The organism is Flavobacterium sp. GNP008 (assembly GCF_056428965.1).
Genome location: NZ_JBWJVL010000003.1, coordinates 438,161 through 452,524, shown reverse-complemented (window position 1 = coordinate 452,524; position 14,364 = coordinate 438,161). Strand labels below are relative to the sequence as shown.

Annotated in this window: 13 protein-coding genes; 9 read left to right on the top strand and 4 right to left on the bottom strand. The window is 34.1% G+C overall.

Going from position 1 to position 14,364, the window contains the following annotated elements:
• Positions 1-207: 207 nt before the first annotated feature.
• The 8 genes from AC0608_RS11480 to AC0608_RS11445 all read left to right on the top strand — a co-directional run bounded on the left by AC0608_RS11480 (position 208) and on the right by AC0608_RS11445 (position 10,157).
• A complete protein-coding gene (locus AC0608_RS11480; RefSeq protein WP_417961395.1) occupies positions 208-1,119 on the top strand; it encodes a DnaJ C-terminal domain-containing protein in 912 nt (303 codons plus the stop codon).
• A gap of 2 nt (positions 1,120-1,121) precedes the next feature.
• On the top strand, positions 1,122-1,409 hold the full coding sequence (locus AC0608_RS11475; RefSeq protein WP_417961397.1) for a chaperone modulator CbpM: 288 nt from the start codon (positions 1,122-1,124) through the stop codon (positions 1,407-1,409).
• A gap of 46 nt (positions 1,410-1,455) precedes the next feature.
• Positions 1,456-4,041 carry a cation-translocating P-type ATPase gene (locus AC0608_RS11470; protein ID WP_478289143.1) on the top strand — a complete coding sequence of 862 codons (2,586 nt, stop codon included), beginning with the start codon at positions 1,456-1,458 and terminating at the stop codon, positions 4,039-4,041.
• A gap of 257 nt (positions 4,042-4,298) precedes the next feature.
• Positions 4,299-5,081 carry an MlaE family ABC transporter permease gene (locus tag AC0608_RS11465; RefSeq protein ID WP_417961401.1) on the top strand — a complete coding sequence of 261 codons (783 nt, stop codon included), beginning with the start codon at positions 4,299-4,301 and terminating at the stop codon, positions 5,079-5,081.
• A gap of 5 nt (positions 5,082-5,086) precedes the next feature.
• Positions 5,087-5,839, top strand: a complete 753-nt coding sequence (locus AC0608_RS11460; RefSeq protein ID WP_417961404.1) for an ABC transporter ATP-binding protein — start codon at positions 5,087-5,089, stop codon at positions 5,837-5,839.
• A gap of 9 nt (positions 5,840-5,848) precedes the next feature.
• Positions 5,849-6,841, top strand: coding sequence for an MlaD family protein (locus tag AC0608_RS11455; RefSeq protein WP_478289142.1), 993 nt, complete (start codon positions 5,849-5,851; stop codon positions 6,839-6,841).
• Between the two features lie 49 nt (positions 6,842-6,890).
• Positions 6,891-7,928, top strand: a complete 1,038-nt coding sequence (locus AC0608_RS11450) for a glycoside hydrolase family 130 protein (RefSeq protein WP_478289141.1) — start codon at positions 6,891-6,893, stop codon at positions 7,926-7,928.
• A 12-nt stretch (positions 7,929-7,940) separates the two neighbouring features.
• A complete protein-coding gene (locus AC0608_RS11445) occupies positions 7,941-10,157 on the top strand; it encodes a glycosyltransferase (RefSeq protein ID WP_478289140.1) in 2,217 nt (738 codons plus the stop codon).
• A 78-nt stretch (positions 10,158-10,235) separates the two neighbouring features.
• Here AC0608_RS11445 and AC0608_RS11440 read toward each other — a convergent pair whose 3' ends face one another.
• Both AC0608_RS11440 and AC0608_RS11435 read right to left on the bottom strand, forming a co-directional pair.
• Complete coding sequence (locus tag AC0608_RS11440; protein ID WP_478289139.1) at positions 10,236-11,360, bottom strand: cysteine desulfurase family protein; 1,125 nt, start codon at positions 11,358-11,360, stop codon at positions 10,236-10,238.
• Between the two features lie 21 nt (positions 11,361-11,381).
• On the bottom strand, positions 11,382-12,299 hold the full coding sequence (locus AC0608_RS11435) for an EamA family transporter (RefSeq protein WP_478289138.1): 918 nt from the start codon (positions 12,297-12,299) through the stop codon (positions 11,382-11,384).
• Positions 12,300-12,492: 193 nt separating this feature from the next.
• On the opposite strand from AC0608_RS11435, the gene AC0608_RS11430 reads away from it, so the two are divergent.
• Positions 12,493-13,437: a hypothetical protein gene (locus AC0608_RS11430; RefSeq protein ID WP_478289137.1), complete on the top strand. Its 945-nt coding sequence runs from the start codon at positions 12,493-12,495 to the stop codon at positions 13,435-13,437.
• A gap of 125 nt (positions 13,438-13,562) precedes the next feature.
• Here AC0608_RS11430 and AC0608_RS11425 read toward each other — a convergent pair whose 3' ends face one another.
• Both AC0608_RS11425 and AC0608_RS11420 read right to left on the bottom strand, forming a co-directional pair.
• Positions 13,563-14,114 carry a DUF8465 domain-containing protein gene (locus tag AC0608_RS11425; RefSeq protein ID WP_417961417.1) on the bottom strand — a complete coding sequence of 184 codons (552 nt, stop codon included), beginning with the start codon at positions 14,112-14,114 and terminating at the stop codon, positions 13,563-13,565.
• Positions 14,107-14,289, bottom strand: coding sequence for a hypothetical protein (locus AC0608_RS11420; RefSeq protein ID WP_417961419.1), 183 nt, complete (start codon positions 14,287-14,289; stop codon positions 14,107-14,109). The genes AC0608_RS11425 and AC0608_RS11420 overlap by 8 nt, the downstream gene beginning before the upstream one ends.
• Between the last annotated feature and the right edge of the window lie 75 nt (positions 14,290-14,364).

Sequence of the window (14,364 nt, the reverse complement as noted above, 5' to 3'; positions counted from 1 at the left end):
TTATCTAATCCATAAAAATATTGAAAAAAATACTAGACAAATTCTGTTTTCAAACAATTCCTATTCGTAACTAACTGAAAAAATTGCTACTAAATTTGAGAAATATCAAAAATGGATTGAATCTTAAATTAAAAAAATTGTATTTGAAGAACGGATTTCTAGATGGTACAAGCCTATCCGAGCATACGTAACCTAAAAATAATAGCAATGGCATTTATAGACTATTACAAGATTCTTGAGGTGGACAAAAAAGCAACCGAAACCGAAATTAAAAAGGCGTATCGCAAACTCGCCCGTAAATACCATCCAGACTTAAACCCAAACGATAAAGAAGCTGAAAAAAAATTCAAGGAAATCAATGAAGCGAATGAAGTATTGAGCCATGCTGAGAATCGCAAAAAATACGATGACTATGGCGAAAACTGGCAACATGCGGATGAATTTGAAAAATCTAAACAACAGCGACATTACCAAGAAAATGGACAACGAAGCGGTTTTAGAGGATCTGATAGTGGCGGATTCAGTGGCGGAGGGGATTTCTCTGATTTTTTCGAATCAATGTTTGGTGGAGCCGCCTCAAGTGGTGGTCGCAGGAGTACACAGTTCAAAGGACAGGATTTTAATGCTGAATTACATCTTGACCTAAAAGAGGTATACAGCACTCACAAACGTACACTAACTATTAATGGCAAAAATATTCGTATTACCATTCCTGCCGGAGTAGAAAATGGCCAACAAATAAAAATTAGCGGTATGGGTGGCGAAGGTTCCAGTAGTGGTCAAAAAGGCGATCTATACATTACTTTCACCGTAGAAAATCATACAAATTTTAAACTTGACAAACACAACCTTTATGCAACTGTGAATCTAGATTTATATACTGCACTGTTGGGTGGCGAGATTACAGCAGACACCTTTGACGGAAAGGTAAAACTTACGATAAAGCCGGGGACTCAAAACGGGACTAAAGTCAAGCTCAAAGGAAAAGGATTTCCTGTATATAAAAAGGAAGGAGAATTTGGTGATTTATACCTAACTTATCAAATACAAATTCCAACAAATCTTTCTGATAAAGAAACAGAATTATTTAAAGAACTTGCTAAGCTAAGAACCTTATGAACATGGAAAACTTAATCCCAATACCATTATTATGTACCCATTATCAAGTGGAAATGTCTTTTTTTGCAAATCTCAGCGAAATGGGTTTACTCCAAATAAAAACAATCGAAGCCAATCAGTATATCGAATTTAATTCGATATATGAAATTGAAAAAATAATACGCATGCACCAAGAATTAGACCTTAATATCGAAGGAATTGATGTTGTCTTTAATCTGTTACAAAAAATAGAGTCGTTGCAGAATGAATTAACCGCTTTAAAAAATAGATTGCGGTTGTATGAAAGTTGAGATTTGATACCCCAAATATTTTTATTGTATTTTAAAAGTAAGAACCATGAACTGGCATTTACTCCCGCTATCCGAAATAATCCAGTTGTTAAATACAACACCAAGTGGTCTTGATGAGGAAACGGCATCAAAACGTATGCGTGAACATGGGAAAAATCAAATTGACGATACAAAAAAAAAGAGTGTTTTTCAGATGATTTTATGCCAATTATCTGATTTTATGATTCTTATTCTCATTGCAGCAGCAATTATTTCGGGCATAATAGGCGACATTACTGATACTATCATTATTCTTGCTATCATTATAATTAATGCTGCGGTGGGATTCTTTCAAGAATATCGAGCAGAAAAAGCAATGGAAGCCCTGAAAAATATGGTAGCAAACCACACTTATATTTTACGGGAAGGAAAAACGATACGCATTCCCGCTTCGGATATTGTACCTGGTGATGTTGTGGTAATCGAAGCAGGCAATGTTATACCGGCAGATATTCGTTTTTTTGAAACTCATCAAATAAAAGTAGATGAATCAGCCCTAACGGGTGAATCAAACAATGTAGAGAAATGTACGGAAGAACTCCCTAAAGGGAAATACGTACTTGGTGACCAGGTGAATATGGGATTCAAAGGAACTTCAATTACTAATGGCCGTGGCCTTGGTTATGTCGTGGCAACAGGAATGAAAACAGAATTGGGCCATATTGCTAAAATGATCCAAATTGATGAAAACACGACGCCTTTACAAAAAAGATTAGCCGCCTTCGGCAAACGATTGTCAGTAATCATACTTATTATCTGCACTGTCATTTTCTGTATCGGATGGCTGCGGGGAGAATCAATCCTAACGATGCTGATTACTTCTATTTCGCTTGCAGTTGCTGCCATCCCAGAAGCTTTACCAGCATTAGTAACTATCGCCTTAGCCTTTGGCGCTAAGAAATTAGCAAAAAACAAGGCACTTATTCGTAAATTACCAGCAGTGGAAACACTTGGCTCCGTTACCTACATTTGTTCTGACAAAACAGGCACACTGACGGTAAATAAAATGGCTGTCCAAGAAATTTTTGAAGCGTCAGAGATAAAATACAACGCTGTTTTTGAAAAAAATAACAGACTGCTGCTTCTAATAGCTTTAAATAATGATGTCTCAAAAGGAGATAACGGAAAATGGCTTGGCGATTCTACCGAAGTTGCCTTGGTACAATATGCTTCCGATAAAAATTTAAACCGTCCTGATTTAGAAATTACCTTTCCACGAATAGCAGAACTCCCCTTTGATTCCAAGAGAAAGTGCATGACTACAATGCATCAGATCCAAAATTCTGATAATCAAATTTTGGTAATCACAAAAGGAGCTGTAGAAGTACTGCTTGGTAAACTGAATGCCGATCAAAAATCACTTATTCCTGAATTTGAACGTAAAGCCAATGAAATGGCAGAGAAAGGCTATCGGGTTTTGGGATATGCCATGAAAACGCTTTCCTCCTTACCGGAAAATTTGGATTCAAACGAAATAGAAACAAATTTAACCCTTGTAGGTTTCGTTGGAATGATTGACCCACCTCGTGAGGAAGCAAGACATGCAGTTTCGGAATGTAAAGAAGCGGGTATCATTCCGGTGATGATCACGGGCGATCATAAACTTACTGCAAAGGCTATTGCCCAAAAACTGGGAATTATTTCTTCCGAGGAAGATCTAGTCCTGACGGGTTCTGAATTATCAGAATTAACTCAAATTGAATTTATAGAAATAGTAGAGAAAGTTCGGGTCTATGCCCGCGTTAACCCAGAACAAAAATTAAGAATTATTAATGCCTTACAATCTAAAAATCATTTTGTCGCCATGACAGGGGATGGCGTAAATGATGCGCCTGCGCTTAAAAATGCTGATATCGGTATTGCAATGGGAATTAATGGTACAGAAGTTTCTAAAGAAGCCTCACACATGATTTTACTTGATGATAATTTTGCTACTATTATAATTGCAGTCAAACATGGCAGGAAAATATTTGATAATATCCTAAAATTCATAAAGTACATCATGACAGGAAATTCAGGCGAAATATGGGCGATATTCTTAGCCCCTCTCTTTGGATTACCCATTCCTTTATTAGCCATTCACATTCTATGGATCAATTTAGTCACTGATGGTTTACCGGGACTAGCACTAGCATCGGAACCGTCTGAAGAGAATATAATGAAAAGAAAACCCCGAAATCCATCAGAGAATATTTTTTCCAATGGTATGGGGCTGCATATTCTGTGGGTCGGGTTTTTAATGGGTGTTGTCACCATTGGAATGCAGGCTTATGCCATACATTTAACAAACACCCATTGGCAAACTATGGCTTTTACAGTGCTTTGTTTTAGTCAGTTGGGGCATGTAATGGTAATTCGTTCCAGACGCGATTCTATTTTTAAAATTGGCTTTTTCTCCAACAAACCCATGGTTGGAGCTTTAGTAATCACTGTTTCGCTGCAGTTTATGATTATTTACATCCCTTTCTTCAATGAGATTTTCAAAACACAGCCCCTAACTTTATATGAACTGCTGTTAACGTTAGCGGTATCGAGTATTGTATTCTGGGCAGGAGAAATAGAAAAATGGATCAAAAAAGAAAGAATAGGATGAAACACATTTAAAAAAAACTTAATATCATCACTTTAATTTTATTATCTATTCTAACAAAAAAAGATATTAAAAATAGTAAGCTCTTGTATGATGAAACTAAAAAACGATTCAAAAAGCAGTTCTGTTTTTCTAAATCGATTTTTTATCGACAAAACTATAAAAAAAATAGCCAAACAACAGCTTTAACTACTGACAATCAGACAAATAATTATGTATATTTGAGTGGCTATTTTCTGTTAAATCTAATTCATTTTTTTATGAATACAATTTCTAAAATAACTACATTATTCAAGGTTTTTTTGCTTGAAATTGGTGAACTTTCCTATTTTACGGGTCGTTTTTTTAAAGAAACTTTTAAACATCCTACAGAGTTCAAAGAGTTTTTAAGACAATGTTTTAATATGGGAAATCGTTCTTTGCTTCTTGTTGCAGTAACTGGATTTATAATTGGATTAGTGTTTACGCTTCAATCGCGTCCTACGTTGCAAGAATTTGGTGCTGTTTCTTGGATGCCATCTATGGTAAGTATTTCACTGATTCGAGAAATTGGACCTATTATTACTGCTTTAATTTGTGCGGGACGTATTGGTTCCGGAATTGGTGCTGAATTAGGGTCAATGCGGGTTACGGAACAAATTGATGCAATGGAAGTTTCTGGTACTAATCCTTTTAAATATTTAGTGGTAACACGTGTACTGGCTACTACTTTTATGTTGCCTATTTTGGTTTTTTTTGGAGATGCAATTGCAATTTTTGGTTCTTTTCTAGTAGAAAATGTTAAAGGAAGGGTATCCTTTTTACTGTATTACAATCAAGTTTTTGAAGCACTGGAATTTGGTGATTTGATACCTGCTACAATTAAAACATTCTTTTTTGGTTTTGCCATCGGGATTGTGGGTTGTTACAAAGGATATTATTGCAAAAAAGGGACTGCAGGTGTGGGTTTAGCGGCTAATTCAGCAGTTGTTTTTACCTCAATGCTACTTTTTATTATTGACTTTGTTGCTGTTTTTGTTACCGATATATTTTATGATCTATAAGGCTTATGAGTACCACTACACCATATGAAAACCGAATTATTGAAATCAGAGACTTACGAAAAAGCTATGGTGACACTTCTGTTTTAGATGGTTTTAATATGGTGCTGAACGAAGGAGAAAATCTGGTTATTATGGGCAAATCCGGTTCTGGAAAATCAGTGATGATAAAATGCTTGATTGGGTTGGAACAACCAGACAGCGGCTCTATCCTTGTAATGGGAAAAGACATAAGGGAACTGGATAGAGAAGAACTTGACGATTTACGGACTGAAGTTGGATTTCTTTTTCAGGGAAGCGCCCTTTATGATTCGATGACGGTCCGAGAAAATCTGGAATTTCCATTGCGGCGTCACAAAAAAAAGTTTGGAGTTATTAAAGATACCACACCACTGGTGATGGAAGCATTAGAAAACGTAGGACTGGCACATACCATTAATTTAATGCCCGAAGAATTGTCCGGTGGAATGAAAAGGCGAATTGCTTTAGCAAGAACATTAATACTGCAACCAAAAATAATTCTTTATGACGAACCTACCACTGGGCTAGACCCCATTACTGCAAAAGAAATCTTGTTGTTAATGATGTCTATTCAGCAAAAATATAATACCTCAGCCATAATTATCACCCATGATGTGGACTGCGCAAGAATGATATCGAACCGAATGATTCTATTAGTTGATGGCTTCAATTATATCGAAGGCACTTTTGAAGAGTTGTATGTCTCAACCGATCCAAAAGTACAAGCTTTCTTTAAATGAAAATAAAAAATGGAAAAAACGACATCACAAAAATTACGTCTCGGACTTTTTGTCATAATCGGGTTAACGCTATTTGTGCTAGCAGTATATTTTATTGGAGATAAGCAACAAATGTTTGGGAAAACAAGTCATTTATCAGCGGTTTTTAATAATGTGAGCGGTTTACAACTTGGTAATAATGTGCGCTATTCGGGAATAAATGTTGGAACAGTACGAGCTATAGAAATGGTTAATGATACTGCTATTAAAGTAGATATGCTGATTGACAACACTATTTTTCCTCACATCCGAAAAAATGCAATTGCCACTATAGGTTCCGATGGTCTGGTAGGAAATATGATTATCAATATTATTCCTGGAAAAGAAGTGGCTCCATCAGTAATGGAGGGAGACGAAATCGAGTCATTGAACCGCATTCGTACTGATGATATGCTGAATACACTGGGCAAGACCAATAAAAATGCAGCACTACTGACAGAGGATTTACTAAAAATAACAAATGAAATAACACAAGGCAAAGGGACCGTGGGTTTATTAATTAAAGATTCTTCTTTGGCCAAGGATTTGAAACAAACTATTCAGTATTTAAAAATTACTGGAAAAGGGAGTTCTGAATCAGTAATTAAATTAAATAGAATTATTTCTTCCTTAGAAAATAAAGATAATGTAATTGGTATTTTGAAAGATACAAGTGTAGCCAATAATATTAGAACATTAATCAAAAACTTAGATAAAACTAGTTTCGAAATAGATAAAGTAGTCCGAAATCTCAACTCAACAATTGTAAACATCAAAGAAGGAAAAGGGGCTATCAATTACCTGTCGAATGATCCAAAATTGGTTCGAAAAATAGATTCGACAATAATTAATATTAACCAAGCAAGTTTTAGATTGAATGAAAATTTAGAAGCTTTGAAACACAATTTTTTATTCAGGGGCTACTTTAAAAAACAAAAAAAAGAAGAATTAAAAGAACAACAAAAAGAAGAACGAAAAAAATAGGTTTCAGCAATAAACGTGCATATATAATCACCTAAAAGACATTAAAACAATGATTTCAATTGAAAAATTAGGAGTATTAATGGGTCCTACTGACAAGCAATTTGAAAATAATGGTGTATTTAATCCCGGAATTTATCAAGAAGGAGATACCATTCATATTTTATACCGCGCGGTAGAACAGGGTAATTTCTCCACGATAGGTTATGCTAAAACTGAAGGTCCAATGACGGTTATTGAACGCAACGAAAAACCCTTGATCACCAGAGATTTTGACTATGAGAAACATGGAGTGGAAGATGCACGTATTGTAAAAATTGAAGATACCTATTATATAACCTACACTGCCTATGATGGAGTTAATGCAATGGGTGCTCTAGCAACATCAAAGGATTTAATTCATTTTGAAAAGCATGGTATTATTACTCCTCAAGTTAATTACCAAGAATATGAAAATTTTGTAAACTGTTGTGACAGGAATAAACTAAATCCAAAATACCATCAATATTACAATCTTTTTGCTCAAATAGGTTTAGTAGCTGATGAATTCAGATTGCTCAGAGACAAAGATGTAGTTCTATTCCCAAGAAAGATAAATGGGAAATTTGTGATGCTGCATCGAATTTGGCCCGGAATTCAAATTGTAGAATTTGAGAATTGGAGTGATTTAACAGAATCCTTTTGGAAAGAATATCTCACTAATTTGGTGGATCATATTGTACTAGATCCGAAGGATATTTTTGAAGTAAAATATATTGGCGCTGGTGGACCGCCTATAGAAACTGAATATGGATGGCTGCTCATTTATCATGGAGTACAAGAAACAATAAAAGGAAAAGTATATCATGCTAAAGCTGCTTTGTTGCAATTGGATAATCCGAAAATTGAAATTACACGATTACCCGTTCCATTATTTTCTCCCACAAAACAATGGGAAATAGAAGGTGAAGTAAGTACTATTGTTTTCCCAACTGGTCATGCATTATTTGGGAATGACCTTTACATTTATTACGGTGTGGCTGATAAGCAAATTGCTGTTGCAAAAGTAGATCTCAATGAATTACTTCTTGAATTAAGAAAACAACCTTAAAAAAGTAACGATATGAAATTCGAGAAAGGAATAAAAATGCTAATTGTAAGCTCCTATCCGCCCAGAGAATGTGGAATAGCAACTTTTACTAATGATATTGTCAATGCAATAGCTGTTGTATTTGGCGACACACTTCCTGTTGAAGTATGCGCTTTGCAAAACAAGAATCAAGAATTCAAATATAATGAAGAAGTCAGCTATATTTTACCTGTAGACTCTTTAGTACATTACAGGTTGGTTGCCGAAAAAATAAATGAAAGAAACGATATTGGATTGGTTTGTATTCAGCATGAATTCGGACTTTTTAGAGGAGAATATGGTGATTACATACTCTCGTTTATATTAGCTCTGAACAAACCCATTGTAACTGTTTTTCATACCGTGTTGCCTAATCCCGATGATAAAAGAAAAAAAGTTGTTTTTGCCATTGCTGATTTATCCGATAAAGTTGTTGTGTTGACTAAAAAATCAAAAGAAATTTTGACAGACCATTATAAATGTGTTGAGGCTAAAACCATGGTTATTCCTCATGGGAATCATACGGTGCTCTGGGAGCAAAAAAAAGTATTAAAACACAGATATGGATTTAAAAATAAAATAGTGCTTTCAACTTTTGGACTGATCAGCGAAAACAAAGGTATAGAAACCGTATTGCGCGCACTACCAAACATTGTAGCACAATACCCCGAAGTACTTTATCTGGTTATTGGCAAAACACATCCTGAAGTTATAAAAAATGAGGGAGAAAAATACCGTAATACCCTTACCTCTATTGTCAAAGAACTCCATCTCGAAAACAATGTTGTTTTTATTAATGAGTATCTGCACTTAGTCCAATTATTAGAATTTTTGACACTTTCCGAAATTTATTTATTCTCATCCAAAGACCCTAATCAAGCAGTCAGCGGAACCTTCGCATATGCTATGAGTAGTGGTTGTACAGTAATTTCTACACCTATTCCTCATGCAGTAGAATCACTGATAGATGGTAATGGAATTCTGTTAAAAAGTTTCGATAATCCAAAAGAATTTGAAAAAGCGATTCTTTACCTTATTGAAAATAAAGAACAACGAATAGCGATGGGCAAAAATGCTTTTTCTATGGCTCGTGCCACAAACTGGGAGAATATTGCCATACAATACCGTCTACTATTTGATCAATTAACTAATAGAGAAGATGATTTGAGATTTAATTTTCCGCCCATAAAGTTAGATCATATTAAAAAAATGACCACAAATTTTGGTATTTTACAGTTTTCAAAATTCAGTCAGCCAGACCCTGAATCTGGATATACTCTAGACGATAATGCAAGAGCATTAATCAATATGGTTATGTATAACAAAGCCTTTCCAGATAAAGAGACCTTAAAATTAGCCAATACCTACCTGAGTTTTGTTGAAGGAATACAACAACAAGATGGCTGGTTTGACAATTATAAAGATTTTGACAATCAACTAACCAAACAAAATGGTGAAGTAAATCTTGAAGATGCCAATGGAAGAGCATTATGGAGTTTAGGAACTGTTATTTCTCATAGACAAAATTTACCGTTAGACATGATCCATAAAGCTGTAAAATGCTGGGATAAAGCAATACAAAAAATTGATAATTTTAAATCTCCAAGAGCAATAGCCTATGCTTTAAAAGGGCTTTACCTATATCATGAAACCTACAAAGATGTAGTGGCAAAAAGTCATATTGAAAAACTTGCTGACGAACTTTTACGTCACTATAAAATCAATTCAGCCGAGAATTGGTGTTGGTATGAAGATTATATGACGTATGCCAATAATGTCTTGCCAGAAGCTATGATGTATAGTTATTTAGTAACAAAAAACCCGAAATATAAAAAAATTGCGCTCATTACATTTGATTTTCTGCTTTCCCATTATTTTATGAAAGGGCAATTGAAAGTAATTTCGAACCGAGGTTGGTTCAAGAAACAAAATGAAAGAGTATTTTATGGGGAACAACCTATTGAAGTAGCAACAACCATAATAGCATTGGATCTATTTTATGAATTAACATTAAATCAAAAATATAAAGACCAATTGAAGCTGGCTTTTATATGGTTTTTAGGTAACAACCACTTGAAACAAATCATGTATAATCCTGAAAACGGAGCTTCTTACGATGGATTAGAAGACAAACACATTAACATCAATCAAGGGGCGGAATCTACCTTGTGTTTTTTTAAAGCACGCTTAATTATGGAAAAATATGCCTAAAAAAATTCAATAAAACGTCCAAAACAAAATGAATGAGAATTTAAATACCACAAAAAATCTGCCTTACAGCAGATTTTTTTATATTGCTTTCAAGGCATCAATAAGTACGTCAATTTCTTCTTTTGTATTATAGTGACTAAAAGAAATGCGTAAACTGGGCTTCTTTAAATCTTCATTCGAAAGCATTTCGGCTAAAACATGCGAAGGCTTTATACTCCCAGATTGACAAGCGCTTCCTCGGGAAACTGCAATTCCTTTCATATCTAAATGAAATAGAATCATAGCCGTTTTATCTTCTGAAAAAGGCAATAAAACATTTAATACGGTGTAGAATCCATCGCTACTCCCATTAATTTCAAAACCTGGAAATTCAATTTCTAGTTGCGTAATTAAATAGCTGCGCAAGTTGGAAATATGGCTGCGCTCCGTTTCTAAATTGCTGTACGAAAGTTCCAGTGCTTTTGCCATACCTGCTATTTGATGCAATGCCTCGGTTCCTGCACGCAATCCCTTTTCTTGTTCTCCACCAAAGAATAAAGGTTGTAATCCTGAATTCTTTCGAATAAATGCAAACCCAACTCCTTTTGGTCCGTGAAATTTATGAGCACTGGCAACTATAAAATCAACTGTTAAATGCTGCAAATCGATGGCTGTTTTACCAATAGACTGTACCGTATCTGAATGGAATAAAACATTGTGTTCTTCACAAATACGCGCAATTCGTTGCAAATCTAAAATGGTACCTATCTCATTATTTACATGCATCAAGCTAACTAATGTTTTCTTTTCCTGCGAAAGTAATTCCACTAAATCAGTGATATCAATTTCACCATTAGATTTTACTGCCACATAATCAACCTGAATACCGTACTCTTTTTCTAATACTAAAACGGTGTGTAAAACCGCATGATGCTCAATTTTACTGGTTATAATCCGTTTTACTTGCAAGTCTTTTACAGCAGACCGAAGAATCCAATTATTAGCTTCGGTACCACAAGAAGTAAAAATAATTTCCTGTGCAGTTGTATTCAAATGTTTTGCAATTGATTTTCTGGAAAGCTCCAAAATATTTTTAGCACCACGGCCTAAACTGTGGGTAGACGACGGATTTCCATAATCTTCAGTCAATACTTTGGTCATTTCTTGAATCACTTCGGCTCGAAGCGTAGTTGTAGAAGCGTTATCTAGATATACTTTTTTCATTGTTTTTAAATTATAAAATTATCATAACCCTTCTATTTCTGCTGTGGCAACTTTTGATTTTCTGGGAAAGACTATTTTTTCGTTAAAAACGACTATTGAAACCAAAATTAGGAAATAAGAAAGCAATTGAAGGGAACTTACTTGCTCATTGTAATAAAATATGGCAAGTACAAAATTAATAATAGGGTTAATGTAAATCATAATTCCTACCGCTGAAGAATTGATTCCTTTAAGCGCATAGAGATTTAAAAACAATGGTATAATGGTAAAAAAGACAACAATCATAAACATACAGCTATAAAAAAGAGGCTCCACGGGCATTACTCCGCTGTATTTTGGATAAAAAGGGAGCAGTACAACTGCTGTAAAAATTAATTGAATCGTAAGGCTCAGAAATTTATCTAATTCATTGTTTTTTCGTTGACTTACTAAATACAACGCATAAGTTGCTGCCGTAATAAGACTATAAAAAATATCTTGAAAATGATTTAATGACAACAAAATACAACTAAAAATACTGATTGCAACAGCAATCCATTGCCATTTGCTCAGTGTTTCTTTTAACATGAAAAAGGCAAAAACAGTAGTGACAATTGGACAAATTAAGTAGGCCAACGAAGCTGCATTTACACTAACATGATTCATCACATAAATGTAAACAAACCAATTTGAGGAAAGAAACACACCACCTCCAAGTGTCAGTAAAGCAACATTTTTTTGCTGCTTAGGAGAGCTCTTTTTAAAATGATTCCAATTTTGTCGCATCACTTTTCTTCGAAAAATAACATTGATCAATACCATTGTAATTACACTAAAAAACACACGGTAAAATAAAATATCTAACGAAGGATAATTATGCAACGGTTTTAAAGCAAAACTAAAAAAACCCCAGACAAAGAAAGCTAGAAAAGCAGCTGAATAATATTTGTTAAGTCTCATGAACAGTATTAAATTGATACAAATATACAGATTTCTATTTGCTTTAAAATACCTTGATTTCAAAGTATCTTCATTATTTTTTTGATGTTTTAACGAAATTCAAAAAAACAATATCTTGTTAAATAATCTATTTTTAAACGGTAATGTATTTGGAACAAATTAAAAATTCTATTTTTGTTATAAATCTTATAAAATGAAAAAAATCTTAGGCCTGTTGTTTTTTGCTTTGTTCCTAAATGGTTGTGATGATGGAGATTTAATTCAGGAAGACATCAATTTTGAAAATGTTAGTACCCAAAATTGCAATACAAACAATATCATCTATAAATTGAAAGATAGTGAAGCACTTATTTTTGAAGCAAATGGAGTCGTTTTACCAACAGAAACAATTGCGCAAGAAATCAACATAAGCAGTTCAAATCGTGTTATTTATCGCTTTTACAATGGTCCTGTAACTACCGCTACTATTTGTGAATCCATCCCTCCGGCTGCACCTATTGTTACTGGACAATGGAGTGCTACAGGTGGAAAAATCATAATAAATACAACCGCAGTAAAAACTACAAATGAAACGGACAACAGTACCAAAATTACGGGCTATAATCATAACATAACCTTTAAAAATATAACATTTGATAAAGGAAATGGGACTCAAGTGTATGAGACATTCCCTTTTGGAGACTATTTAATCCCAGCTACGCCATTACCATTTTCTTTTAACAAAACGCTGGAACAATGCAGTGGTTCTAAACAATTGTATGATTATAACAGTAGCGAAGCACTCATTCTGGATGTTGATGCAACGCTGATAGTGAATCAAGCAACACCATTAAATACTCCTCGAACAGGATTGATAAGTGATACAAAAAACAAGCTTACGTATCGATTATTTTCTGGTTTACTAACTGATGCTTATTTTTGCAATACTACTTTTCCAACGACACCAGTAATAACTGAAGAATGGATTGGAGTGGCTGGCGTAGCAAATAGTAGTGGCCTAATTGAAGTTACAACTACTGCTTTTGGAAACGGTTTTAAACATACCGTAGTACTCAAAAAAGTAAAAATGAGGAAAGGAAACAGCGATTTTAACTTAGGCGATAATTACATTTATGGGGACTTATTAACCACAAATTAACACCAAAAAAAGATATAAAATTTGAGATAAATAAATATTTTTTTAATCTAAAAAAGGTCTAATTTTAAATAAAAATTATTTAAAATTAAACCTTTTTAGAGAATTTTAAAACATTAATAAAGGACTTACATGGCACTTTGCTTGATAAATACTTCTGTCGCCCCTTGACCATATTTTTGATAATTACCTTCTTGAAAAGCGATGTTATCGTACCTGCCTAATAAAAAATCAAGCTCCGCTTTTAGGATTCCTTCCCCCACACCGTGAATAAAAACAATTTTAGGAATGCGATTGCGAATGGCAAATTCAATGTGCCGTTTTGCCGTCTCGGTTTGTAAAGTCAGGATATCATAATTTGACATGCCGCGTTTATTCGGTACCAATTTTTCGATGTGCAAATCAAACTCTGGAGCCGCAATTTCGTGTTTATCCTTGCGTTCTTTGACAAAACTTCTGGGTTTTGGCATCTCTTTCTCCTTTGAGATTTCATCTACATTAATTCTTCTAATAGAATCCATTAAATTACTGGAATCGTTAATCTTAACCAACTCGTTGACTAAAAATGTCATCATAAAACCATCCTCCGTTTCTATCGTAATTTGTTTATCCTTGACTGATAACACTATCCCATTCATAGCTTCGTCAAGTACAGAAACCTTATCTCCTTTGTTAAACATTTTCTTCTTCTTTATCTTGATTTTTACTTGGTATCTTAGCACTCAACTGCATCATTCCAATCATAAAAACTACAATTGCAACAATCATTATATACACGTTTTTTTTCGCACTCACCTGCTCATACAAAGCAACAGTGATAGCAACAATCATTATGGGAATAATAAACTTTTTCATCTTTTAAAATATCAGAGGACAAAAGTAATGAATTTAAAATTGCTCTAATTTATTATAAAACTGTTTGTTATTTTT

Bases quoted from the DNA above. Each gene is read 5' to 3' on its own strand.
- AC0608_RS11475 (WP_417961397.1), top strand. From the start codon at position 1,122: ATGGAAAACTTAATCCCAATACCATTATTATGTACCCATTATCAAGTG.
- AC0608_RS11435 (WP_478289138.1), bottom strand. From the start codon at position 12,299: ATGAGACTTAACAAATATTATTCAGCTGCTTTTCTAGCTTTCTTTGTC.
- AC0608_RS11440 (WP_478289139.1), bottom strand. From the start codon at position 11,360: ATGAAAAAAGTATATCTAGATAACGCTTCTACAACTACGCTTCGAGCC.
- AC0608_RS11425 (WP_417961417.1), bottom strand. From the start codon at position 14,114: ATGTTTAACAAAGGAGATAAGGTTTCTGTACTTGACGAAGCTATGAAT.
- AC0608_RS11430 (WP_478289137.1), top strand. From the start codon at position 12,493: ATGAAAAAAATCTTAGGCCTGTTGTTTTTTGCTTTGTTCCTAAATGGT.
- AC0608_RS11420 (WP_417961419.1), bottom strand. From the start codon at position 14,289: ATGAAAAAGTTTATTATTCCCATAATGATTGTTGCTATCACTGTTGCT.
- AC0608_RS11445 (WP_478289140.1), top strand. From the start codon at position 7,941: ATGAAATTCGAGAAAGGAATAAAAATGCTAATTGTAAGCTCCTATCCG.
- AC0608_RS11465 (WP_417961401.1), top strand. From the start codon at position 4,299: ATGAATACAATTTCTAAAATAACTACATTATTCAAGGTTTTTTTGCTT.
- AC0608_RS11455 (WP_478289142.1), top strand. From the start codon at position 5,849: ATGGAAAAAACGACATCACAAAAATTACGTCTCGGACTTTTTGTCATA.
- AC0608_RS11470 (WP_478289143.1), top strand. From the start codon at position 1,456: ATGAACTGGCATTTACTCCCGCTATCCGAAATAATCCAGTTGTTAAAT.
- AC0608_RS11460 (WP_417961404.1), top strand. From the start codon at position 5,087: ATGAGTACCACTACACCATATGAAAACCGAATTATTGAAATCAGAGAC.
- AC0608_RS11480 (WP_417961395.1), top strand. From the start codon at position 208: ATGGCATTTATAGACTATTACAAGATTCTTGAGGTGGACAAAAAAGCA.
- AC0608_RS11450 (WP_478289141.1), top strand. From the start codon at position 6,891: ATGATTTCAATTGAAAAATTAGGAGTATTAATGGGTCCTACTGACAAG.